The 23,416-nt window shown below is 61.2% G+C and carries 24 protein-coding genes; 9 read left to right on the plus strand and 15 right to left on the minus strand.

Annotated elements, in window-relative coordinates; all coding sequences use genetic code 11:
* Positions 1-32 precede the first annotated feature (32 nt).
* The 4 genes from ACO07C_RS06805 to ACO07C_RS06820 all read right to left on the minus strand — a co-directional run bounded on the left by ACO07C_RS06805 (position 33) and on the right by ACO07C_RS06820 (position 5,380).
* The gene (locus ACO07C_RS06805; protein WP_023798342.1) at positions 33-305 is read right to left on the minus strand and encodes an HU family DNA-binding protein; all 273 of its coding nucleotides are present in this window, start codon (positions 303-305) and stop codon (positions 33-35) included.
* A 196-nt stretch (positions 306-501) separates the two neighbouring features.
* Positions 502-2,913 (minus strand): endopeptidase La, encoded by a 2,412-nt coding sequence (lon, locus tag ACO07C_RS06810; RefSeq protein WP_421913429.1) that lies wholly within the window; start codon positions 2,911-2,913, stop codon positions 502-504.
* A gap of 266 nt (positions 2,914-3,179) precedes the next feature.
* A complete protein-coding gene (gene clpX / locus ACO07C_RS06815) occupies positions 3,180-4,454 on the minus strand; it encodes an ATP-dependent Clp protease ATP-binding subunit ClpX (RefSeq protein ID WP_013532190.1) in 1,275 nt (424 codons plus the stop codon).
* A gap of 296 nt (positions 4,455-4,750) precedes the next feature.
* Positions 4,751-5,380 carry an ATP-dependent Clp protease proteolytic subunit gene (locus ACO07C_RS06820; protein ID WP_292866899.1) on the minus strand — a complete coding sequence of 210 codons (630 nt, stop codon included), beginning with the start codon at positions 5,378-5,380 and terminating at the stop codon, positions 4,751-4,753.
* A gap of 359 nt (positions 5,381-5,739) precedes the next feature.
* Here ACO07C_RS06820 and ACO07C_RS06825 point away from each other — a divergent pair, with 359 nt between their 5' ends.
* Positions 5,740-6,330: a hypothetical protein gene (locus tag ACO07C_RS06825; RefSeq protein ID WP_421913430.1), complete on the plus strand. Its 591-nt coding sequence runs from the start codon at positions 5,740-5,742 to the stop codon at positions 6,328-6,330.
* A gap of 7 nt (positions 6,331-6,337) precedes the next feature.
* Here ACO07C_RS06825 and ACO07C_RS06830 read toward each other — a convergent pair whose 3' ends face one another.
* A complete protein-coding gene (locus ACO07C_RS06830; protein ID WP_421913431.1) occupies positions 6,338-7,441 on the minus strand; it encodes an NAD(P)/FAD-dependent oxidoreductase in 1,104 nt (367 codons plus the stop codon).
* A 115-nt stretch (positions 7,442-7,556) separates the two neighbouring features.
* Here ACO07C_RS06830 and ACO07C_RS06835 point away from each other — a divergent pair, with 115 nt between their 5' ends.
* Together ACO07C_RS06835 and ACO07C_RS06840 are read left to right on the plus strand one after the other, a co-directional pair.
* A complete protein-coding gene (locus ACO07C_RS06835; RefSeq protein WP_421913432.1) occupies positions 7,557-8,813 on the plus strand; it encodes a cytochrome P450 in 1,257 nt (418 codons plus the stop codon).
* 55 nt (positions 8,814-8,868) lie between these two features.
* Positions 8,869-9,522 (plus strand): CatB-related O-acetyltransferase, encoded by a 654-nt coding sequence (locus ACO07C_RS06840; RefSeq protein WP_421913433.1) that lies wholly within the window; start codon positions 8,869-8,871, stop codon positions 9,520-9,522.
* A 10-nt stretch (positions 9,523-9,532) separates the two neighbouring features.
* On the opposite strand, the gene ACO07C_RS06845 is transcribed toward ACO07C_RS06840, so the two are convergent.
* The 7 genes from ACO07C_RS06845 to ACO07C_RS06875 form a co-directional block, all read right to left on the minus strand.
* A complete protein-coding gene (locus ACO07C_RS06845) occupies positions 9,533-9,883 on the minus strand; it encodes a cupin domain-containing protein (protein ID WP_421913434.1) in 351 nt (116 codons plus the stop codon).
* Between the two features lie 2 nt (positions 9,884-9,885).
* On the minus strand, positions 9,886-11,166 hold the full coding sequence (locus ACO07C_RS06850) for an O-acetylhomoserine aminocarboxypropyltransferase (RefSeq protein ID WP_421913435.1): 1,281 nt from the start codon (positions 11,164-11,166) through the stop codon (positions 9,886-9,888).
* Positions 11,167-11,414: 248 nt separating this feature from the next.
* Positions 11,415-11,936, minus strand: coding sequence for a CoA-binding protein (locus ACO07C_RS06855; RefSeq protein WP_421913436.1), 522 nt, complete (start codon positions 11,934-11,936; stop codon positions 11,415-11,417).
* Positions 11,933-12,694 carry a GNAT family N-acetyltransferase gene (locus ACO07C_RS06860; RefSeq protein ID WP_421913437.1) on the minus strand — a complete coding sequence of 254 codons (762 nt, stop codon included), beginning with the start codon at positions 12,692-12,694 and terminating at the stop codon, positions 11,933-11,935. The genes ACO07C_RS06855 and ACO07C_RS06860 overlap by 4 nt, the downstream gene beginning before the upstream one ends.
* A complete protein-coding gene (locus ACO07C_RS06865) occupies positions 12,691-13,467 on the minus strand; it encodes an AAA family ATPase (protein ID WP_421913438.1) in 777 nt (258 codons plus the stop codon). Before ACO07C_RS06865 ends, ACO07C_RS06860 begins: the two co-directional genes overlap by 4 nt.
* 9 nt (positions 13,468-13,476) lie before the next feature.
* Complete coding sequence (locus ACO07C_RS06870; RefSeq protein WP_421913439.1) at positions 13,477-13,899, minus strand: VOC family protein; 423 nt, start codon at positions 13,897-13,899, stop codon at positions 13,477-13,479.
* A gap of 1 nt (position 13,900) precedes the next feature.
* Positions 13,901-14,722 (minus strand): enoyl-CoA hydratase, encoded by an 822-nt coding sequence (locus ACO07C_RS06875; RefSeq protein ID WP_421917449.1) that lies wholly within the window; start codon positions 14,720-14,722, stop codon positions 13,901-13,903.
* Between the two features lie 215 nt (positions 14,723-14,937).
* On the opposite strand from ACO07C_RS06875, the gene ACO07C_RS06880 reads away from it, so the two are divergent.
* From ACO07C_RS06880 to rpsI, 3 genes are all read left to right on the plus strand, one after another.
* Positions 14,938-15,402: a PaaI family thioesterase gene (locus ACO07C_RS06880; protein ID WP_421913440.1), complete on the plus strand. Its 465-nt coding sequence runs from the start codon at positions 14,938-14,940 to the stop codon at positions 15,400-15,402.
* Positions 15,403-15,617: 215 nt separating this feature from the next.
* Positions 15,618-16,082: a 50S ribosomal protein L13 gene (rplM, locus tag ACO07C_RS06885; RefSeq protein ID WP_010915638.1), complete on the plus strand. Its 465-nt coding sequence runs from the start codon at positions 15,618-15,620 to the stop codon at positions 16,080-16,082.
* Between the two features lies 1 nt (position 16,083).
* Positions 16,084-16,566, plus strand: coding sequence for a 30S ribosomal protein S9 (gene rpsI / locus ACO07C_RS06890; protein ID WP_421913441.1), 483 nt, complete (start codon positions 16,084-16,086; stop codon positions 16,564-16,566).
* Positions 16,567-16,630: 64 nt separating this feature from the next.
* On the opposite strand, the gene ACO07C_RS06895 is transcribed toward rpsI, so the two are convergent.
* From ACO07C_RS06895 to ACO07C_RS06905, 3 genes are all read right to left on the minus strand, one after another.
* A complete protein-coding gene (locus tag ACO07C_RS06895; RefSeq protein WP_421913442.1) occupies positions 16,631-18,019 on the minus strand; it encodes an MFS transporter in 1,389 nt (462 codons plus the stop codon).
* A gap of 86 nt (positions 18,020-18,105) precedes the next feature.
* Positions 18,106-19,158: a glycerophosphodiester phosphodiesterase family protein gene (locus ACO07C_RS06900; protein WP_421913443.1), complete on the minus strand. Its 1,053-nt coding sequence runs from the start codon at positions 19,156-19,158 to the stop codon at positions 18,106-18,108.
* 95 nt (positions 19,159-19,253) lie between these two features.
* Complete coding sequence (locus ACO07C_RS06905; RefSeq protein WP_421913444.1) at positions 19,254-20,468, minus strand: acyltransferase family protein; 1,215 nt, start codon at positions 20,466-20,468, stop codon at positions 19,254-19,256.
* Positions 20,469-20,592: 124 nt separating this feature from the next.
* On the opposite strand from ACO07C_RS06905, the gene speB reads away from it, so the two are divergent.
* Genes speB through ACO07C_RS06920 form a run of 3 tightly spaced genes read left to right on the plus strand, consistent with a single transcriptional unit; the run spans position 20,593 to position 23,401 of the window.
* A complete protein-coding gene (gene speB, locus ACO07C_RS06910) occupies positions 20,593-21,597 on the plus strand; it encodes an agmatinase (protein WP_421913445.1) in 1,005 nt (334 codons plus the stop codon).
* 38 nt (positions 21,598-21,635) lie between these two features.
* A complete protein-coding gene (argC, locus tag ACO07C_RS06915; RefSeq protein WP_421913446.1) occupies positions 21,636-22,562 on the plus strand; it encodes an N-acetyl-gamma-glutamyl-phosphate reductase in 927 nt (308 codons plus the stop codon).
* Entirely contained in the window at positions 22,562-23,401 is an 840-nt protein-coding gene (locus ACO07C_RS06920) for an aminoglycoside phosphotransferase family protein (protein ID WP_421913447.1), read from the plus strand. The genes argC and ACO07C_RS06920 overlap by 1 nt, the downstream gene beginning before the upstream one ends.
* The last annotated feature ends 15 nt before the right edge of the window (positions 23,402-23,416 follow it).

Consider the following 23,416-nt stretch of genomic DNA (forward strand, 5'->3'; position numbering starts at 1 on the left):
CCGGCTTTTCTGATCGCTAAAAACAAAAGGTCTTAGTTGACCGCGTCCTTGAGGCCTTTGCCGGCCGAGAACTTCGGCACGGTGCGCGCCGGGATCTGCACTTCCGCGCCCGTCTGCGGGTTGCGGCCGGTCGACGCCGCACGCTTTGACACGGTGAAATTTCCGAAGCCGACAAGCCGTACATCGCCGCCCTTCTTCAGTTCGCCGGTGATCACGGAAAATACCGCATCCACGGCCGACTGCGCGTCACCCTTCGAAATGCTCGCGGCGTCGGCGACAGCGGACACCAGTTCGTTCTTGTTCATAAAAATTCCCTTCCATGAGAAAACCGGAACTTACGACTCATCCGGCAGGAAACGGACTTTAGAAAGAAGCGTTCCGGCAACCAAGTCGAAAAGCTCAAGAAAAAACGGAAAAAGCCCGGAAATCCGGGGTTTTTCACATGAAAAAGCCGGGCGCGAGGCCCGGCTTTCTGTTTGTGCGCCGCAACTTTAGCTCCGGCTAATGAGCAAGCGACTTTCCAGCATCGTCGGCACTGTCGGTCGTGACCGGCGGATTGACCGGTTCGACCCATTCGATCGGCTCCGGCATACGCACCAATGCATGGCGCAACACCTCGCCCACACGTGAGACCGGAATGATCTCCATCCCGTTCTTCACGTTGTCCGGAATCTCCGCCAGATCCTTGGCGTTATCTTCCGGGATCAGCACCTTCTTGATGCCGCCACGCAGTGCAGCGAGCAGCTTCTCCTTGAGGCCACCGATCGGCAAGATGCGGCCGCGAAGCGTTATCTCGCCAGTCATCGCCACATCCGCCCGAACCGGAATACCCGTCAGTACCGACACAATGGCTGTCGCCATGGCAGCACCCGCGGATGGGCCGTCCTTCGGCGTCGCGCCTTCCGGCAAGTGCACGTGAATATCACGCTTGTCGAACAGCGGCGGCTCGATACCGAAATCGATGGCGCGCGAGCGGACATAAGAGGCCGCCGCCGAGATCGATTCCTTCATGACGTCGCGCAGATTGCCGGTTACCGTCATGCGACCCTTGCCGGGCATCATGACACCTTCAACCGTCAACAACTCGCCGCCGACTTCCGTCCAGGCAAGACCGGTGACGACACCGACCTGGTCGTCAGCCTCGACCTGACCGAAGCGGTAGCGCTGGACACCCAGGTATTCGGCAAGGTTCGCCGCCGTGATGTTCACCGTCTTCTTCTTCGTTTTCAGGATCTCGGTCACCGCCTTGCGCCCGAGCTTCATCAGCTCGCGCTCGAGGCTCCTGACGCCCGCTTCGCGGGTGTAGGTCTGGACGATGCTACGGATCGCGTCCTCGCTGACCGAGAACTCCTTAGGCTGCAGCGCATGATCGCGGATCACCTTCGGCATCAAGTGCCGCTTGGCGATCTCGATCTTCTCGTCCTCGGTATAGCCGGCGATACGGATGATCTCCATGCGGTCCATCAGGGGCGCAGGGATGTTCAGCGTATTGGCGGTCGTCACGAACATCACGCTCGACAGATCGTACTCGACCTCGAGATAGTGATCCATGAACGTCGAGTTCTGCTCGGGATCAAGCACCTCGAGCAGCGCCGATGACGGATCGCCACGGAAGTCCTGGCCCATCTTGTCGATCTCGTCGAGCAGGAAGAGCGGATTGGACTTCTTCGCCTTCTTCATCGACTGGATGACCTTGCCGGGCATCGAGCCGATATAGGTGCGCCGGTGGCCACGGATCTCGGCCTCGTCACGCACGCCGCCCAGCGCCATGCGGATGAACTCACGTCCGGTCGCCTTGGCGATCGACTTGCCGAGCGAGGTCTTGCCGACGCCGGGAGGTCCGACGAGGCACAGGATCGGCCCCTTCAGCTTCTTCTGGCGGCTTTGCACGGCGAGATACTCGACGATGCGCTCCTTGACCTTGTCGAGACCGAAGTGATCGGTATCGAGAACGTTCTGCGCGAAGGCCAGGTCCTGCTTCACCTTGGAGTTCTTGCCCCACGGTATCGACAGAATCCAGTCGAGATAGTTGCGCACGACGGTCGATTCCGCCGACATCGGCGACATCGTCCTGAGCTTCTTCAATTCGGCTTCCGCCTTTTCGCGAGCCTCCTTGGAGAGCTTGGTCTTCTTGATGCGCGCCTCGATCTCGGCGGCTTCGTCGCGACCGTCCTCGCCCTCGCCGAGCTCCTTCTGGATCGCCTTCATCTGCTCGTTGAGGTAGTATTCGCGCTGGGTCTTCTCCATCTGGCGCTTGACGCGCGAGCGGATGCGCTTCTCCACCTGCAGGACGGAGATTTCGGCTTCCATGAAGCCCATTGCCTTCTCAAGCCGTTCCTTGACGGACAGCGTGGCAAGCATTTCCTGCTTCTCGGGAATCTTGATGGCAAGATGCGAAGCGACCGTATCGGCGAGCTTGGAATAGTCGTCGATCTGGCTTGCCGCGCCGACCACCTCGGGCGAGATCTTCTTGTTCAGCTTGACGTAGTTTTCGAAGTCCGTGACGACCGAACGTGCCAGCGCCTCGACCTCGACCTCTTCCTCCTCCGGCTCGACCAGCGCGGTGGCGTGGGCCTCGTGGAAGTCGGGACGGTCGGTGAACGAAACGATTTTTGCGCGCGAAGCGCCTTCGACAAGCACCTTGACGGTGCCGTCCGGCAGTTTCAGCAGCTGCAGCACATTGGCGAGCGTGCCGATGTCGAAGATGGCATCGGGCTCGGGTTCGTCATCGGCGGCATTCATCTGGGTGGCAAGCAGGATCTGCTTTTCCTGCCCCATCACCTCTTCCAGCGCCTTGATCGACTTTTCGCGCCCGACAAAGAGCGGAACGATCATGTGCGGAAACACCACGATGTCACGCAGTGGGAGGACTGCGAAGACGCCGTCGCTGGGAGCCTTGGATACTTTGGCCATTGTCCAACCTTTCATATCGCGGCCGCCAATCAGCCAACCGCGAATCTCATATTAACGACCGAGGATCGTTCCGCCTATCACCGTTTGTTACCGGAGTTTTACAGCACAGAATTCGGCCCCGCGGCCTTCTTTTGTTAGTTGGATGCACGAGGGGCAAAGATCAAGGGCTAACACGGTCCGTTCATCCATCTCATTACCAGGCTAACATCCACGAAAGCAAAACGGCGCCTCGCGGCGCCGTTTCCCAATCCGCTGTGAGGAGCACGTCAGGCGCTGACGTTGCCCTTCTTTTCCTTCTGTTCGGAATAGATGTAGAGCGGCCGGGCACTGCCGGTCACCACCTCTTCCGAAATTACCACTTCGCGCACGCCTTCCAGCGCGGGAAGTTCGAACATCGTGTCGAGCAGGATCGCTTCCATGATCGAGCGCAGGCCGCGAGCGCCGGTCTTGCGCTCGATGGCGCGCTTGGCGATCGCCGACAATGCGTTCTCATGGAACGTCAGGTCGACATTCTCCATCTCGAACAACCGCTGATACTGCTTGACCAGGGCGTTCTTCGGCTCGGTCAGGATCTGGATCAGCGCCGGTTCGTCAAGATCCTCCAGCGTCGCCAGGACCGGCAGACGGCCGACAAATTCGGGGATAAGGCCGAACTTCAGCAGATCCTCGGGTTCGACAAGGCGGAAAACATCGCCGGTGCGGCGATCCTCGGGCGAAGCCACGACAGCACCGAAGCCGATCGAGGTCTTCCTGCCGCGGTCCGAGATGATCTTGTCCAGCCCGGCAAAGGCGCCGCCGCAGATGAACAGGATGTTGGCGGTGTCGACCTGCAGGAACTCCTGCTGCGGGTGCTTCCTGCCGCCCTGCGGCGGTACGGAAGCGACCGTCCCTTCCATGATCTTCAGGAGCGCCTGCTGCACGCCCTCGCCCGACACGTCGCGGGTGATCGAGGGATTGTCGGACTTGCGCGAAATCTTGTCGATCTCGTCGATGTAGACGATGCCGCGCTGGGCCCGCTCAACATTGTAGTCGGCCGACTGCAACAGCTTCAGGATGATGTTCTCGACATCCTCGCCGACATAACCTGCTTCGGTCAGCGTCGTCGCGTCAGCCATGGTGAAGGGCACGTCGATGATACGGGCCAGCGTCTGCGCAAGCAGCGTCTTGCCGCAACCGGTCGGGCCGATCAGCAGGATGTTGGACTTCGCCAACTCCACATCGTTGTTCTTGCCGGCATGCGCGAGGCGCTTGTAGTGGTTGTGAACCGCCACCGACAGAACGCGCTTGGCGTAGGGCTGACCGATGACATAATCGTCGAGAACCTTGAGGATCTCCTGTGGAGTCGGCACGCCCTCGCGCGACTTCACCATCGAGGTCTTGTTCTCCTCGCGGATTATGTCCATGCACAGCTCGACGCATTCATCGCAGATGAAGACCGTGGGTCCCGCGATCAGCTTGCGCACCTCGTGCTGGCTCTTGCCGCAAAACGAGCAATAAAGCGTGTTCTTGGAATCACCGCTGTTGTTGCCGACCTTGCTCATTTTCATGTCCTTTCATGGCCGCCCGCCGATGGTCTGGCTGAAAGGGCGCATACTCTATCTATCGCGAGAATCCGCCGCCGCCAGTGACCCAGCTCACACAACGCATTCCGTACGAAACACAAATCAGAAAACGTGGCAATGATTCGCGACAACCCCGCACAAAGCTAAGCCGCCGAAACTCAATAGAGCCTTAACGTAGGCAATCCTGTCCCCCGAGGGAACAGCCAATTGTGGCCGAAATGCCGCAAGACGCACCAAAAGCGCGTGATACCGACAATCCAACCGCCAATTTGCCTTTATGCCAGAGCTCCTTCAGCAGCCTCACGCGACGAAATGACCTTGTCGATGAGGCCGAAATCCTTGGCTTCGTCGGCGGTCATGAAATGGTCGCGGTCAAGCGTGCGCTCGATCTCCTCATAGGTCTTGCCGGTGTGTTTGACATAGACCTCATTGAGACGGCGCTTCAGCTTGACGATATCCATGGCGTGCCGCTCTATGTCGGAAGCCTGCCCCTGGAAACCGCCGGAAGGCTGGTGAACCATGATGCGGGCGTTTGGCGTGGCGAAGCGCATGTCCTTGTGGCCCGCGGTCAACAGCAGCGAACCCATCGAAGCCGCCTGCCCGATGCAGAGCGTCGAAACTGCCGGCTTGATGAACTGCATGGTGTCGTAGATCGCCATGCCGGAGGTGACCACGCCGCCGGGCGAATTGATGTAGAGGTTGATTTCCTTCTTCGGGTTCTCGGCTTCGAGGAACAGGAGCTGCGCGCAGACCAGCGTCGCCATACCGTCTTCGACCGGACCGGTGATGAAAATGATGCGCTCTTTGAGGAGGCGCGAGAAAATGTCGTAGGCCCGCTCGCCGCGATTGGTCTGCTCGACCACCATCGGAACGAGGTTCATGTAGGTTTCGACAGGGTTCTTCATGGACTATCCCTTTTTGGACATGGGATTCCGGCGCCGGGAGATGTTTGCAGGTCGGGCAGAATCGGTTCTGGATCGTTGTGCAGTAAATAGGATGCCGGCTCACCCTTGCGCAAGGCCGGTAGGCCTAGCCATCCGGTTAAGTCGCATTAAGGTTGCCGCCAATGGAACGGTTGTATGCCCTTAGCATCGTCTCCGCCGTTTCGTCGAGCTTGACGAGACGAAAGCCCGAGATCATCGCCGTGTAGCGATTTCTTAACCGCGTCGCTTAACGACATCCGGCGAATCCTCTTCCCCTAGACACCGCCTCCCCTACAATTCAACGTTGAACCCGCTTTGTACGGTTCGACAGGGGGAGTGCAATGTTCACGAAAACCGCATCCTTCACCATTGCCGGACTGACCCTTCTCGGCTCGGTTTCCGAGACAGCCGCCGGAAGCCGCGCCGTCGAATGCTACGAACCCGTCAGCCGGCCCGCCGTCTACGACACAGTTTATGAAAACGTGCTGGTCCGGCCCGCCGGCCAGGTGGTGGAATACGATCCGCCGATCTACGGCACGCGCGAGCGCGTGGTGCGGACCGCGCCGGCACAGGTCAGATACGAGATCGTGCCGGCCATCACCCGAACCGTCCACCACACGGTGAAGGTCGATGACGGCGCCTATGCCTGGGAATGGCGCGTCATCCATGGCCGCAGGGTGCTATGCAAGGTTTGGCGCAAGGCGCGCTACGAGCGCGTCGCCGAGACCGTGGTGATCCAGCCGGAGCGGACGCGCCGCGTCGTCATCCCCGCCGAGTACGACGGTATCGCGGAGGAAGTGCTGGTGCGGCCCGAGCAAAGGCGCGTCATCGACGTTCCGCCCGCTTATCGGACGGCGGCGCGCCGGGTCGTGGTCCAGGACGGCTCAACCGGCTGGCGACGCGTGCATATTGCCAGACATTGCCAGGATTAGAGGCAACTCAAACCGCCTCGGCCCGCAGCCAACGCTTCAGGCCCATAATATCGCCGTCACCGACGGCCGCAGCCACGCGACGGCCGACCGCGGCGCCGAACTTGTAGCCATGACCCGAGCAGGCCGAGACAACCAGGCATTTGCCTTTCTCGTGCACCAGGAATTTCTCGTCGGCGGTGAAGGTGTAGGCGCAGGTGACGACTTCGGTAATCCGGTATTCCTCGATGCGGGCGATCGGCGGTGAAAACAGGTTGCGGATTGCCTCGCCCTCCCCCGCCACCGGCTCGCGGTTCCAGTCGGCGTCGCTGGTCGGCACCTTGTGCAGACCCGAGCCGAATTTCATGCCGGCCCCGCCGGTGGGCGGGACCATGTAGCCATCGGTCTTGCCGCCGACATCGAGAATGACCGGCGCCGCTTCCCAGGCCGTCTTCAAGTCCGCCGGCGGTTCGGCATAGGCAAGCGCGGTGCGATAGGTCCTGAGCTCACCGTCAAGTTCCGGGAACAGTTTCAGCACCCAGGCTCCGGCGGCAACGACGACACGGTCGGCCTGCATGGTCTCGCCGCTTTCCAGCACGATGTGGCCGGCTTCGGCGTCGATCTCCACCACTCTGCTGTTCTCATACACATTGGCGCCGTTGGCTCGGAGCCATTTGGCCAGCCCTGCGGCGATCTTACGGCAATGCAGCGCGCCGCCTTCCGTCGAAAAATAGGCATAGCGGAATGTACCGGCTTCAAGGAACGGCCAGCGCTTGACCGCCGCCTCGGGCTCAAGCAGTTCGAACGGAAAATTCCCTTCCTCCAGGCCTTCGCGATATTCCTCGGCCTCGTCTCCCGGCTCTCGCGAGATGCAGAGGAAGCCCCTGGCATCGAGATGGTTTTCGCCAAGGTCCGCCCATAGTTCGTCCCAGGCCTCATAGGCCTCGGTGATCAATCGGCCATAGCCGGTTCCTGCCCGGTAGGCGCGGCGGATGATACGGTGATGGTCGCCCGATGCGCCGAGCGGATTGGGAACCGGGCCTTGTTCGACGATGGAAACACTGTGCCCGGCCTTGACCAGTGACCATGCAGCGGACAGACCCGCAATGCCCGCGCCGACCACGATCACATTCATAGGAACCGTCTTTCCGCCACTAGCTGGCTGGCACAATTCATTCGACTTGGGAGTACTAGGACTGCTTCAACATACGGTCTGGCACAAGGCTGGCAAGGCGCGCTAGTGATCCAGCATGACCGATATGATCCCGCCACCGCCCTACCTGACGTTCGATCCAGCCACCCGTCATTTGCGGCTCGATCCGCATGAGCCGGCCTTTTTCCTGAATCCGTATGAAGCCTATGCCTGGCTGCATGGCGCTTCGAACGCATTCTTCTGGGAGGAGTTCGGCTTCTGGTGCTTTGGTGGCTTCGAAGAGGTCAACCGGCTGCTGCGCGATCGGCGCTTTGGCCGACAGAACCCCGCCGGCATTCCCGACAGCCGTGGCATCGGCCAGGATCGCGCGCATCTCAAGGCGTTCGACGGTATCGAGGCCAATTCGATGCTTGAACTGGAACCGCCGGTGCACACTCGGCTGAGAACACTGGTCAACCGCGCCTTCGTCTCGCGGCAGGTCGAGCGGCTGAGGCCGCGTGTCGAGGCGCTCGCCAACGAATTGATCGACCATTTCGATCCGGCCGGCCCGGTCAATCTTTTGCCCGCTTTCGCCGCGCCGCTTCCGATCACCATCATCGCCGAAATGCTCGGCGTTCCGGTCGAGATGGGACCGCAACTGCTCGACTGGTCGCACCAGATGGTTGCCATGTACATGCATGGCCGCACGCGCGAGACCGAGGATACGGCCAATCGCGCCGCGCGCGAATTCTCCGATTTCCTGCGCGGCTACGTTACTGAGCGACGCAAAAAACCAGGCGATGATCTGCTGTCCCTGCTGATTTCGGCGCAGGAGGATGGCCAGAAGCTCTCCGAGGACGAACTGGTGTCCTCCGCGATCCTGCTGCTCAATGCCGGCCATGAGGCGACGGTTCACCAGACCGGCAACGCCGTGCGCTCGATCCTGGCGCAAGGCGGTGACTCCAGACGCTTCTTCACCTCGCCAGAGGCGACCGCGGCGACGGTGGAGGAGTGCCTGCGATTCGATGCGCCGCTGCATATGTTCACGCGCTATGCCTATCAGGAGATCGAACTCGCGCCGGGCATCGTCGTGCAGCCCGGCCAGACGGTCGGTCTGCTGCTCGGCATGGCCAACCACGATCCGAATGCCTTCGCCAACCCATCGGCTTTCAACCCCGGCCGCGAAGACCAGAAGAACGTCTCGTTCGGAGCCGGCATTCATTTCTGCATCGGCGCGCCGCTTGCCCGGCTTGAGCTACAGGTATCCCTGAAGACGCTGTTTGACAGGCACCCGCGGTTGCATCTCGCCGAGCAGCCAAGCTTCCGCGACACCTATCATTTCCACGGGCTGGAAGCGCTCTCCGTCCGACTTTGAGCTTGCGGGCTCGGATTAGCGGGTAGCCAACAGATTTCAGCGACGGAGCCTCGCTATGACCATCGTCGAAAATACTGTCCCCAAGCACTGGTCCAAAGTGGAGTATCTGCACAAGACCGTGCGGAATCCGAACATCCATGTTCGGGGTACGCACAGCTACTATAGCGATTCGTGGTCAGGGTCGTTCGAGGACAGCGTGGTGCGCTATCTTTATGGCGACGAATACAGTCTGAAAGCCTGGCAACCCCTCTGGCCGATCGATCAGCTGCATATCGGCGACTATGTCTGCATCGGCGCGGAAGCAGTGATCCTGCTAGGGGGCAACCACACCCACCGGATGGACTGGTTCAGCCTCTATCCGTTCGCCGAATTCATCGCAGATGCCTATGTCGGCAAGGGCGACACCGCCATCGGTGACGGTGTCTGGATCGGCATGCGCGCCATGATCATGCCCGGCGTCACAATCGGCGAAGGCGCGGTCATCGCTTCGGGAGCGATCGTGACCAAGGATGTGGCGCCCTATACGATCGTCGCGGGGAACCCGGCAAAACCGATCAAGTCGCGATTTGCCGAGCAAACAACCAAAAAGCTGCGATCGCTCAAGGTCTACGACTGGCCAGCGGACAAATTCGAGGCGCTCAAGCACCTGATCTGCGCCGATGACATCGACGCCCTTGCATCGGCTTCGCAGCAATACGACTCAGGCTGATGCCGCGTCGTCAAAGCTTGATCACATATTCCTTGCGAGTCGTTTCAAGCACTTCCCAGCTTCCCTTGAAGCCCGGCCTCAAGACAAAGCTGTCGCCTGCGCGGACCGTGCGTGCTTCGCCGTCCGCTTCCGTGATCACCGAGACGCCGGAGAGAATGTGGCAAAACTCCCACTCGTCATACTCGATCCGCCATTTGCCGGGGGTCGATTCCCAGATGCCGGCGTAGAGCCCGCCATCGCGTTCCTCGACGTTCCAGGTACGGAATTTCGGATCGCCTGAAATCAGGCGACCCTCGGCTGGCGCTCCAGCCTCGGCCTCGACGCTGTTCGCGTCGAGGGACAGGAAATTCGATGCGCTCATGATCAGACCTTGGCCAGCGCCTGCTCGAGATCGGCGACGATGTCGTTGACGTCCTCGATGCCGACCGAAAGCCGGACCGTGTCCGGGCCAGCCCCGGCCTTGACCTTCTGCTCATCGGAAAGCTGGCGATGCGTTGTCGATGCCGGGTGGATGACCAGCGATTTGGTGTCGCCGACATTGGCAAGGTGCGAAAACAGTTCCAGCGCTTCCACGAACTTCACGCCTGCCGCGTAGCCGCCCTTCAGGCCGAAGGTGAAGACGGCCCCGGCGCCAAGCGGTGAATACTTCTTCTGCAGCGCATTGTTCTTGTCGCTGGGCAGGCCGGGATAATTCACCCAGGCGACCTTGGGATGGTTGGACAGCCAGGCGGCGACGGTGACCGCATTGTCGCAATGGCGCTGCATGCGCAGCGGCAGGGTTTCCAGGCCGGTCAGGATGAGAAAGGCGTTGAACGGCGAAATGGCGGGGCCGAGGTCACGCAGGCCGAGCACGCGCGCGGCGATTGCAAAGGCGAAATTGCCGAAGGTCTCATGCAGGACAAGCCCGCCATACTCCGGACGCGGCTCCGACAGCATCGGGTATTTGCCCGACTTCGACCAGTCGAAGGTACCGCCATCGACGATGACGCCGCCGATCGAATTGCCATGCCCCCCGATGAACTTGGTCAGCGAATGGACGACTATATCGGCGCCGTGCTCGATCGGCCGGATCAGGTAGGGAGAGGCCAGCGTGTTGTCGACGATCAGCGGCAGCCCGTGCTTGCGCGCGACCTCGGCGATCTTCTCGATGTCGACGAATGTTCCGCCGGGATTGGCCAGGCTCTCGATGAAGATGGCCTTGGTCTTGTCGTCGATCTGGTTTTCAAAGGTCGACAGGTCGTTGGTGTCGGCCCACCGGACCTCCCAACCATAGTTTTTGAAAGCATGGCCGAACTGGTTGATCGAACCGCCATACAGCTTGTTGGCGGCAATGAAATTTTCGCCAGGCTGCATCAGATTGTGGAAGACGATCACCTGCGCGGCGTGGCCGGAGGCGACCGCAAGCGCCGCCGTTCCGCCCTCGAGTGCCGCGACACGCTCCTCGAGCACCGCCTGGGTCGGGTTCATGATGCGGGTGTAGATGTTGCCGAAGGCCTTCAGACCGAACAGCGATGCGGCATGGTCCGCATCGTCGAAGACGAAAGAGGTGGTCTGGTAGATTGGCGTGGCTCGTGCGCCGGTCGCCGGATCCGGCTTGGCGCCGGCATGGACGGCGAGCGTGTTGAAACCGGGCGTACGGGTCATCGGAAACCTCCCTTTTTTGAAACTCTCAAATCGCGGGGCATTCTTGGCGAAGCCGGAGCGCGAATGCAAAGAAGAAAATACCTTTCGACGAACGATCTGCGATGAACGCGCGAGAAAACCTGTTTCTTCCCGGAATAATTTTTCGCCCAAGGCATATCGTCGCCGATGGAGTTCACGCGACGTGCCTCAAGCGTCTCCCTGTGCATATCGTCGTCCCAAAATCGCCGCGCAACTCTGGCCGACATGCATCATTTCTGCCGCACGCCAAAACTCTGGAAACCAGATCGCATCAACGGCTTCTTCGACGACAGGACACCTGAGTTCACTCCGGTCCAGCCGATCTCGCCCGACAGCTTGCCATACTCGATTTTGGGGCAACGGTTCATAACCACCTTGATGCCGGCGGCTTCGGCGCGCGCAGCCGCCTCGTCATGACGCACGCCAAGCTGCATCCAGATCACCTTGGGCAGCGGATCGAGTTTCATCACCTCTTCGACGATACCCGGTACAGCCGAGGCGTTTCGAAAAACGTCGACCATGTCGATCGGTTCGGGAACATCCGCCAGGCTCGCATAGGTCATGCGGCCGAGGATTTCCTTGCCGGCATGGCCGGGATTGATCGGGAACACCGAAAATCCCTTCGCCAGCAGATATTTAAGCACGAAATAGCTTGGCCGAACATCGTTGGCGGACGCACCAATCATGGCGACGGTCTTTACCGAATTCAGGATGCCGCCGATGTAGGCGTTGTCGTAGGCGTCGTGGTTCATGCCGAAATGGCCTTCCTGCGGTAGTGATATCGGTAAAGTTCCCGGTTGAAGCCGAGCGACGCATAAAGCGCTCGTCCCGCCACGTTGTCCGCCACCACCTGCAGGCACGCCGCCGACGCACCCTTGCGTCGGGCCCAGCCGATCAGGCCGCCGACAGTCCTGCGGCCTAGGCCCTGCTGCCTGAAGCGGCCATCGGTTTCAACGGACTCCACGACAAGCAGCCCATCCCGGATCACGCCGTAGGCCACGGCGGCGACTTCTCCGTCGTGTCCTGTCGACACAAATGCCTTGTCGCCCGTGATCAGCGCGGTCATGTCGCGAAAGACGCGGCCATCGGTGGCATCATAGGCGCCCATGCGAAACCGCGCTTCGAACCAATCCTCGCCCGGCGTCGGTGACACGATGACCTCGTGGTCACGCACATCCTTCAGTTCATCCATGTCGGCATATAGATGGATCGTCCCGCCTTCGAGGCTGTAGCCTCGACTGTCGAGTATGGCGTCCATTTCGGCGGCGATGTCTGGAATCCGGAACAGGGGCGTCTGCCTGTGCTTGCCATAGAACTGCTCTGCGACAGCAACCACGGCTTCCGGAGCCGCTCTCCGTCCGCGCAGAGGGTTTGCCGAGTTGGTTCGCCGTGTCTTGCCTCCGGACTGGCGCAGAAGCCAGCCGTCAACCACGACCTCCTTCGACGCCGGGCATCCCTCCAAACAGGTCTGTTCAACCTGCCAATCGAGATCATCCGCGCCCGCTGTCATTCGCCATCCTCCTGGAGCGCTTCCGCCATAAAGGACTGAGGATCAATGCAGAAGTCCCTGAACATGCGAAAATGGTCCGTATCCTGAAAATCCGTGGGATCGAGCCCGAACCGGCTGATACGGAACAGCCGCGCGCCGGGACAGGCCATCAGCAGCGGCGAGTGCGTGGCCATGATCACTTGCGCGGCACCCGACCGGTCCATGCGACCAAGCATCTTCAGCAATTCGATCTGGCGCGACGGTGACAGTGCGCTCTCGGGTTCGTCGAGGATGTAGATGCCTTGCCTGCGGCAGCGTTCCTCGAAGAAGCGGATGAAACCCTCGCCATGCGACCAGGACAGGAAGTCGGGTGGCGCCCCACCAGAATCCAGGGCGGCCTGATCGAGATAGCGGGCGACCGAGTAAAATGATTCGGCACGGAAGAACCAGCCGGCGGTGACCTTCGGCAGCCAGTGCGCGCGCAGCGTGTCGGCCAGCGCCGCGCCGCTCTTGTCTATGGCGCCGGAATGGTCGACGGGCCGGTAGCCCTTGCCTCCGCCGGCCTCGTCATAGCCTGCCAGCGCGCCGATCGCCTCCAGCAAGGTGGATTTGCCGGTGCCGTTCTCACCGACGATGATGGTGATCGGCGTCGTGAATTCGAGTTCGAACGACTGGCTTCGAAACAGCGGCAGGTTCCAGGGGTATTTTTCCCAGTCCGCGACGCGCGCCGGTTCCAGAAGGATGCGCTTGAGATAGGGTGCCTTGAGCCGCGTCAGTTGCTTGCGATAGGCCATGGGGCGGCGTCAATCCGGCAGTGAAATCGTGCCGTCTTCCGCGATCGGAAAGGCCGGATTGTGCGCCACTTCCCAGACATGCCCGTCCGCATCGGCGAAATAACCGTACCAGCCGCCCCAGAAGGCGCGGCCAGCCGGCTTGACGATACGGCCACCGGCTTTTTCGGCCTGCGCCAGCACTTCGTCGACTTCCGCCTCCGAGCGTGTGTTGTAGGCGAGATAGACAGCGGACGGCGCCCTGGCGAAGGCAATGCCCGAATCCTCCTCAGCGCTTTTGCGCGGGAACAGGCCGAGAATGGCGCCGCCCATCTGGAAGAAGGCGACACCGTCGGTGATCCCCACGTGGCGTTTCAGCCCCATCGCCTCGTAGAAGCAGACCGCGCGGTCGAGATCGTCCGTGGCAATCGTGATGATGGAGACGCGAGGCTCCATCCTATTCCTCGGGCCATTCGGGCTTGCGCTTGCCGATGAAGGCGCCGATGCCCTCTTCCGCGTCACGCGCCAGCATGTTCTCGACCATGACGCGGCCGGTATAGGCATAGGCGTCCGCCAGCCCCATTTCGGCCTGCTCGTAGAAAGCTTCCTTGCCGGTCTTCACCACCAGGGATGATTTGGAAGCAATGGTTTGCGCGTATTTGGTGACAATCTGATTCAGGTACTCGCGCGGCACGACCCGGTTGATGAGGCCGAATTCCTTGGCCGTCGCGGCATCGATCGTCTCTCCGGTCAGGAGCATTTCCATCGCGTGTTTTCGCGAAACATTGCGAGAAAGCGCCACCATCGGTGTCGAGCAGAACAGGCCGATGTTGACGCCCGGCGTGCAGAACGTCGCCTCATGCGAGGCGATGGCGAGATCGCAGCTGGCAACCAGCTGCAGGCCAGCCGCCGTGGCCAGCCCATCGACTTCGGCGATCACCGGTTTCGGCAGGCGCACGATCGCCTGCATCAGCGTAGCGCAAGCGGCGAACGTCTTTTCGAAGAACGCCCTTCCCCGGTCGGCATCGGCACGATGCGCGGTCATCTCCTTGAGGTCATGCCCGGCGCAGAACACCTTTTCGGACGACGACAATATCACGACGCGGATGGATTTGTCATCGCGCGCACGATCGAGTTCCGCCGTCAAAGCCGCCATGACAGCCAACGACAAGGCGTTGGCGGGCGGATTGGCCAGCGTCAGCCGCAACACGCCCTTGTCAAGACGGGCGACAACCGGACCTTCGGCGAGAGCCGGCTTGATGGCAACGATTTCCGCCACGGTCGTTTCTCCGCGATTCTGGATCATGCTTGGATGCCCTTCAATCTAGTATGCCATTACGCTTCGTCCAACACCCTCAAACAGATTGCTGGCACAAGCGACAGGCCTGCCCTGCATTTGTCGTGATGGGATAGGATGTCACCAGTGATGGCCGAACGGTGTTGCCAGGGATACCCGACCCCGTTCAAACAGGCAGCAGCGCAAGGGAGACCGTCATGCCCGCCCAAAGCAATCTCAAGCCGGTGCTGACCGCCGCCGAGATCAACGTGCTGATGGACACCGTCTATCCGCAACTCAACGAGCAGTTCAAATATTACCAGGCGATCGACGTGTTTCCGGGCGGCTGCATCGTGAGGCTCAATGCCGGCGAGCGGCACCTGCGTCCCGGCGGGACGGTGTCCGGCCCATCGCTATTCACGCTGGCCGACATTGGCGGTTACGTCTGCGTGCTCAGCCATGCCGGGCCCGACGCGCTGTCGGTCACGGTCAATCTCGACATCAACTTCGTGCGCAAGGCCGAGGCCGGTCCGATCGACGGCCATTGCCGCATCCTGAAGCTCGGCAAGAGCCTGATGGTGTTCGACATTGACATCGTCGCCGGTCCGGATCAACACACGATAGCCCACGCCACCGGCACCTATTCGATCCCGCCGAAGCGCAATGACGATGTGGTAAAATAATACCTTTTGTCTAACACTCTGTTTTTACTTATTTTTTCCAGCTATCACGCTTTTTCGTCAGCTTGACGCGCCGTTTCCCCTCGCCTATAAGCCCTCACGAAGCAGCGGCCCGCAAAGGCCGCCGTTTTGTTATTGGCGGCGGGCACGCTCTTCGCCAATCCAAGCAACAAGAAACGCCTTCACTCCTGAAGGTCCGAACCGAAAGCAGAAAACACATGACAACCTTTTCGCAGAAGCCTGCGGATGTGGTGAAGAAGTGGATCCTGATTGACGCCGAAGGTCTCGTCGTCGGTCGTCTCGCCACTGTCATCGCCAACCATCTTCGCGGCAAGCACAAGCCGACCTTCACCCCTCACGTCGACGACGGCGACAATGTCATCGTCATCAATGCCGACAAGGTGGTGTTCACCGGCAAGAAGTTCACCGACAAGGTCTATTACTGGCACACCGGTCACCCCGGCGGCATCAAGGAGCGCACCGCGCGCCAGCTGCTTGAGGGACGTTTCCCCGAGCGCGTCGTCGAAAAGGCCGTGGAGCGCATGGTTCCGCGTGGTCCGCTCGGCCGTCGCCAGATGAAGAACCTGCGCGTTTATGCAGGCGCCGAGCATCCGCATGTCGCCCAGCAGCCCGAAGTTCTCGACGTGGCCAAGCTGAATTCCAAGAACAAGAAGGTCGCATAAGATGGCTGAGCTTTCCTCGCTCGCAGAACTGGGCGCCGCCACCGGCAACACCAACACCCAGCCGGCAGCCCCTGTCCACGTCCAGAAGCTCGACAAGTCGGGCCGCGCCTATGCCACCGGCAAGCGCAAGAACGCCATCGCGCGCGTCTGGGTGAAGCCGGGTTCCGGCAAGATCGTCGTCAACGACAAGGAATTCGCAAGCTACTTTGCGCGTCCGGTCCTGCAGATGATCCTGAACCAGCCGATCATCGCGTCCAACCGCGCCGGTCAATACGACATCGTCGCGACCGTTGTCGGCGGCGGCCTCTCCGGCCAGGCCGGCGCTGTCCGTCACGGCATCTCCAAGGCGCTGACCTACTACGAGCCGGCGCTGCGCGCCGTGCTCAAGAAGGGTGGCTTCCTGACCCGCGACAGCCGCGTCGTCGAGCGCAAGAAGTACGGCAAGGCCAAGGCACGTCGTTCGTTCCAGTTCTCGAAGCGCTAAGCGCTACACGGTTCCAGACAATCGAAAAGGCCGCCTCCGGGCGGCCTTTTTGCGTTGGGCATTCCTATCCGGCGGAATGATCGGCAGCGCGGATGAACAGGAACGCGCAAAGGGCCGAGGCCGCCAAGGCGAGCGCGGAAGCGAGGAAGGTCAGTTGCATGCCCGTGATCGTGCCCAACGCCAGCGCGGAACCAAACAGCGCCACGCCGATCGCGCCGCCCGACTGACGCACGGTGTTGAGCACGCCCGACGCCGTGCCCGACATCTCCGCAGGCACGGCAGACAACAGCGCCGTGGTCATGGCGGGCACGGCAAGGCCAATGCCGACCGGCAGGAACAGCAATCTCCACAGCAGCGACAGATAGGATGTGTCTGTCTGGATCAGCGCCATCAAGGCGAAACCGACCGCACCAAGAAGCAGGCCGATCGCCATTGGCAATCTCGCGCCATAGATTGCCGCGATGCGTCCAGCCGCGACGTTCGAAACCGTAACTGCCGCCATGAAAGGCAGAAACGCCAGCCCAGTCATCTCAGGTGAAAAATGCCTTTCCTGCTGGAAATAGAGGCTGAGCATGAAAATCGTGCCATAGAGCGTCAGGTTCACCGCCAGTCCGACGAGGCTCGTCACCGCCGGTATGCGGCTTACAAAAAGACCGAGCGGAACCATCGGCGACTTCGTCCTGCTCTCGACCAGAAGGAAGGAGCTTCCAGCAACCAACGCCACCGCCAGCCCACCCATGACCGGCAATGAAACCCATCCCGACGAGCCAGCTTCGATGAAGGCACCGGTCAGCGCGAACAGCGTCAGCACGACCAGCCCCTGCCCGACCCAGTCGACCGGCTTCCTTTCAGACTTGAGCGGCGTTTCCTGAAGAAACCGGTAGGCCATCCAGATAGCGAGAGCGCCGACGGGCAGATTGACCAGAAAAATGCTGGCCCAGCCAAGCGACGCGACCATGAAGCCGCCAAGCACCGGCCCGGCCGACAGAGCGATGCCACCTGCAGCCGTCCACAGGCCAACAGCGCGCGCCCTGCGCGCCTTGTCGGAAGCGTAGGCACGGTTGAGAAGCGCCAGCGAACAGGGCATCAGGAAGGCAGCGCCCGCGCCTTGCACGGCGCGCGCCGTGATCAGCACCCAGGCACTACCGGCTAGGCCGCAAACCAGGGAGGCAATGCTGAAGAGCCCCATGCCGCCGACGAAAACGCGGCGAGCACCAATCCTGTCACCGAGCACGCCGCCGGCCAGTAGCAGAGAAGCGAAAGCCAGGGTGTAGGCATCGACGACCCATTGCAGGCCGCCTATGCCCATCGACAGCGCCGAGCCGATCCGGTTGAGCGCAACATTGACGATCGACACATCGAGCTGCACAACCACGAAACCAAGACTGGTTGCGGCTATGGTGACGGCATAGGTGAAACCGGCGGACGGCTTGAGAACCATGGTATCAGACATACACATCGGTAGCGCTTGCGTCCTGACACCGTTGTGTCAGGAGACGCCCGCCTGCGACAAGTGCGCCGGAATCTCCGGCGCGGCAATCATTTAATGCTGGCGGTCGTGGCGGGCTCGATGCGTGGCTGCGCATAAGGCACGCGGTAGCCGTGTGCCGCCAGCCAGTCTATCGCCACCTTCGGCTCGTCGGTCTGGATGATGGTCGCGCCGTGCTCGGCCCAGAAACCATACGTCTCGCGTGGCAAGCTTGCCTGTACGGCCAACTCGTCACCTCGGCCGCCGGAAAGGAAGCCGCCTGGCTTGTTGATGATGGCGTAGGTGTCTGCCCAGATGTGCCAATCGCCCCTGACAGCCAAGTCACGCATGCGCGGACTGAACAGCGGGCCGCCGGTCTCGGTCAGCGTCTCGCCACCTGCCCGCCAGTTGATGAGTTCGGCAGCGCGCATGGAGAAGGCACGCTCGACCGTCTCTGCGAAGGCGGCATCGCGAACCGCGTCATCGGCAAGTATGGGCATGAACTGGAAGCCGCCGCCGATGGCGTCCATGGCGGCCTTTACCTTTGCGATCCTCTGCGCATTCCAAAGGTTCTCCTTGACGATGACCTGTTCGGCCACGCCGAGATCGCGGGCCAGCGCGATCATCCCCGGAAGGTCGCCGACCTGGAGCTTGTTGTCGAGGTTGATGAGGATCCTGTCCCTTGTCACGACCAGCATCTCGCGCAGCGTCGATACCGTCTCGTTGCTGACAATGCCGGTCCCCTCGACCACCAGCCTGCAGGTCTTTAGTTCGGCCAGCGTATGCTCCGCCACCTCGCCCTTGCAGGTTGTGGTCCGGTCGAGCCAGCTGTCGTGCATCACGACGAACTCACCGTCCTTCGAGCGTCGGATGTCGACCTCGACGATTTCGGCACCCATGGCGATCGAGCCTTCCACGGCAGCGATCGAGTTCTCCGGATAGAGGGTCTTGCCCGCCTGCATGCCGCCGGCACGATGCGCGGCCACCATCACGTGGTGGCGCCACTGATTGGCATGCTCGAAGCGGTCGAGTATCTCCGCGGCTCGCGTTTCGCCCGCCGATGACTGGCTGACGGAGGCCGCCTGTGCGATGCAAAGAAGAAGGCTCAGCCAGAGGGTCCGCATCGAGAATCGCTCCTTGCCGGATCGAACTCCGGATAGGCGACACCCATGACGGGCACGTGAACGAAGCCGGCTAGCGGCGCGTTGCGAACCCTATCTCAAATGCGCTTGGCGAGCCGGCGGGACCAGGTCATCCCAAGCATTTCGACGAAGCGCCAAGTGAACCACGATATGGAGACTGTGGCGACGAGCATCACGACAATGGCTACGAATCCTACCCACGGCGAACTGGCGCCAAAGCCGATTGCATCGTGGTCGCGTACCCAGATGTCACCAACAAGCCCCAAGCCGAACTTGCGCTGTATGAGCCCGGCAACATTGATCATGCGTGCCTGGACAAAGATGTGAACCATGTAGATTGAATAGGACAGCGCGCCGAGCATCAGCATGGCTGGGGTGCGCAGCATGGCACTGACCCAGCCGCCCTCATGCGCGAAGAGATAAAGCGCCAGCGCGAATACGAAGGGCGCCGCGATCCCGACGTCACTGTTGCCTGCCAGAGAGACGAACACGACGATCACCGCGATCATCACGATTTCCGCAACGGTCCAGGCGAGCCTGGCCCCGCCCCCGGCAAGCGCCTGTCGCGCCTCTGCAATGGAATCATGCTGAAACCATGCAAGCAGCGCGCCCAGCGAGAAACCGTAGAGGCAGCGGATGAAGCCGAAATCGAAGGAGACATCCATGTGATGGGTGGAGAAGGCAAGCAGGAAAAGCGGTGCCGTCACCACCGCCGCGACGAACCAGACCCAGGCGCGCGCGCCGGCGACGAAAACCGCCGCGGCAAAAAGCAGATAAGCGAAAAGCTCCGCCGAAATGCTCCAACTTGGCGCGTTCCAGGTCAGCTGATTCTCAAAACCAAGATCCTGCACGAGGAAGAGATTGGCGAAGAAACTCTGGATGTCGAAACCGCCGGTAAAGGGCGCTGGCCCTGTGCCATTCAGTTGCGGCAGCACTAGCCGCAGCGTCTCGAAGGCGGCGAAGGCAAGCAGCATGACAAAATGCAGCGGATAGATGCGGCCGAGGCGCACCAGCGCGAAACGGGCGACATCATCCGGCTCGTTAAGCCGGTTGCCATAGCTGGAGGCGATGACGAAACCGGACAGAACGAAGAAGAAGTCGACGAAGAGATAGGACGAGCCGATGAAGGCGCTCTGCGAAATCATCGAACTGGTCGGAAAATGGAAAAGAGCGACCAGCAGCGCGCAGATGCCGCGCCACGAATCGAGAACCAGGAAACGCGTACCCGCCTTCGTACCTGTCTGAGCCGGCACCGAGACACGGGTGGGATTAAGGAATGCGGCTTGCGTCATGATGATACGAATCCTGTCTCGCCACGGCACTCCCGCGGTGCCATTTCGTTTCCCCAAGCTTTGACTGGCATGTTCCGTGCCGGTTCTGTAGTTGTTGCTCCCCGATGAAACCTGAGGACCCGCGATGCCGAACAGAAACATCGACAATGCCTTCACTGCCCGTTCCAAGACGGGCGCATCGCTCGAGCCCACCTATGCCGGCGCGCTGTCGTTCATGCGGCGCAAATACACGAAGGACGTGAAGGGCGCGGATGCGGTGGTGTGGGGCATTCCCTTCGACGCAGCGGTAACCAACCGGCCAGGCGCTCGATTCGGGCCGCAGGCGATCCGCCGCGCCTCCGCCATTCTCGACAACGACCCGCAATATCCTTTTTCGCGCGACCTGTTCGAACACATGACGGTGGTCGACTATGGCGATTGCCTGCTGGATTCAGGCAACCACCAGAAGACACCCGGCACGATCGAACGCGAGGCGGCGAAGATCCTGAAGTCCGGCGCCTTCCTGCTGACGCTGGGCGGCGACCATTTCGTCACCTGGCCGCTGCTCAAGGCGCATGCGGCCATCCACGGACCCTTGGCACTGGTGCAGTTCGACGCCCACCAGGACACCTGGGAAGATGACGGCAAACGCATCGACCACGGCTCGTTTGTCGGCCGCGCGGTGAAGGAAGGCATCATCGACCCGGACCGCTCCATCCAGATCGGCATCCGCACCCATGCGCCCGACACGTTCGGGATCAAGATCCTGTACGGCCATGAGATCGAGGAGATGCGGGCGTCGGATATCGCCTATGCCATCGTCGACCGTACAGGCGGCAAGAAGACCTACCTGACCTTCGACATCGATTGCCTCGACCCTGCCTTCGCGCCGGGAACGGGCACACCAGTCGCCGGAGGCCCTTCCTCGGCGAAAATCCTGTCGACGCTGCGCCAGCTCAACCAGGTCGATATTGTCGGCGCCGATGTTGTCGAGGTTGCACCGGCCTATGATCACGCCGATATAACGGCGATCGCCGGTTCGATGGTGGCGATGCAGTATCTCGGGCTGCTGGCTGAACGGAAGGCGCGGCTCGAGGAAATGAACAATGGCGGCCACGGTATCGCGGTGAATCACGGTCACGGCATATAGTGTTGAAATAGCAGGACATACAGGCGGGACGATTGGCAATGAAACCGAAAATCTTCATCGACGGCGAACACGGCACCACCGGCCTCCAGATCAGGGCGCTGCTTGCCGAGCGCGGCGACCTCGAGATCATTTCCATTCCAACCGAGCGCCGCAAGGAAACGGCGGCACGCGCTGAATTCCTCAATGCCGCCGACGTGGCGATCCTGTGCCTGCCCGACGACGCAGCGAAGGAAAGCGTCTCGCTGATCACCAACGATACCACCAAGGTCATCGATGCATCGACCGCGCATCGCGTGGCCGAGGGCTGGGAGTACGGCTTCGCCGAGATGGATAAGGATCAGGCCAGGAAGATCGGCTCCGCGAAACGCGTGGCCAATCCGGGCTGCTGGCCGCAGGGGCCGATCGCCACGCTGCGGCCGCTGGTTGCCGCCGGTTTGCTGCCGTCCGATTTTCCGATCGCCGTCAACGGCATATCCGGCTATTCGGGCGGTGGCCGCCCGATGATCGAGGACTATGTCGCCAAGGGCGAGGACGCGTCGGAATTCCTGCCTTACGGGCTGACGCTGCAGCACAAGCATGTGCCGGAACTCAGGGCCTATGCGAAGCTCTCGCACGATCCGATCATGCAGCCGGCCGTAGGCAATTTCGCGCAAGGCATGATCACCGTGGTGCCGCTGCAGCTCGGCGGCCTCGACCATGTGCCGACTGGTGCGGAGCTTCATGCGGCCATTGCGGACCATTTCGCCGCGATCAAGGGCGGCGTGGTCGAAGTGGCGCCCTACGCGCATCTGGAGCGCGTGCCTGAGATCAATCCCGAGATCTACAACGGTACCAACCGCATGAAGGTCTATGTCTTCGCCAATGACAAACGTGCGCAGGCGATGTTGCTGGCGGTCTACGACAATCTGGGCAAAGGCGCTTCGGGTGCCGCGGTTCAGAACATGGACCTGATGCTCGGGCTTTGATGGACGCGCCTGCCTTTCCAACACGCTGGAAGGTCAGCGCGCCCGAACTCATTGCCGAAACCTTTTCGAGCCGCATCTGGAAGGTTGTCCGCGAGGACGGCTCGCCGGCCGTGGTCAAGGCGCTCAAGGCTTTCGATGATATCGCCGACGAATTGCGCGGCGAGCATTATCTTGCCTGGCGGCGTGGTGAAGGCGCGGTGCGGTTGCTGGGCCGCGACGGCCACCGCATGCTGATCGAATATGCTGGCGATACCTTGCTTTCGCGGATTCTCGGTGAGCAGGGTGAAAACGCCGCGACCGCGATCGTGGCGGAGGTGATGACGCGCCTGTTTTCTCCTGGGAAAGACCCCTTCCCGTCCGAGCTTCAGCCGCTCAAAGAGCGGTACGTCAGCCTGTTCAAGAAAGCAGCGACCGATCGTGCGGCCGGCGATCACAGCCTTTATGTCGAGGCAGCAGTCATCGCGGATCGTTTGCTGGCCAACCCGCGCGCTGTCAGGCCTCTGCATGGCGACCTCCACCACGACAACGTCCTCCAGGGGCCGCGCGGCTGGCTTGCGATCGATCCGAAAGGCGTTCTCGGTGACCCCGGCTTCGATGCCGCGAACATGTTTTACAACCCGCTTGACCGGGATGCGCTGTGCCACGATCCCATTCGGATCGCGCATATGGCCGAGGTCTTTGCAAAAACATTGAACCAGCCCCCGCCCGCGATCCTCGATCATGCCATAGCCTATGGATGCCTGTCTGCGTCCTGGCATCATGAGGACGACAATGCGGTCGAAGAGAACCGCGAACTTTCAATTGCGAGGGCGATCCGTGCGGTGCGGGCCAGTTTCTGATCAAGCAAGGCAATT

Origin of the sequence: Mesorhizobium sp., from assembly GCF_965229135.1 — a bacterium.
Classification (GTDB): domain Bacteria; phylum Pseudomonadota; class Alphaproteobacteria; order Rhizobiales; family Rhizobiaceae; genus Mesorhizobium.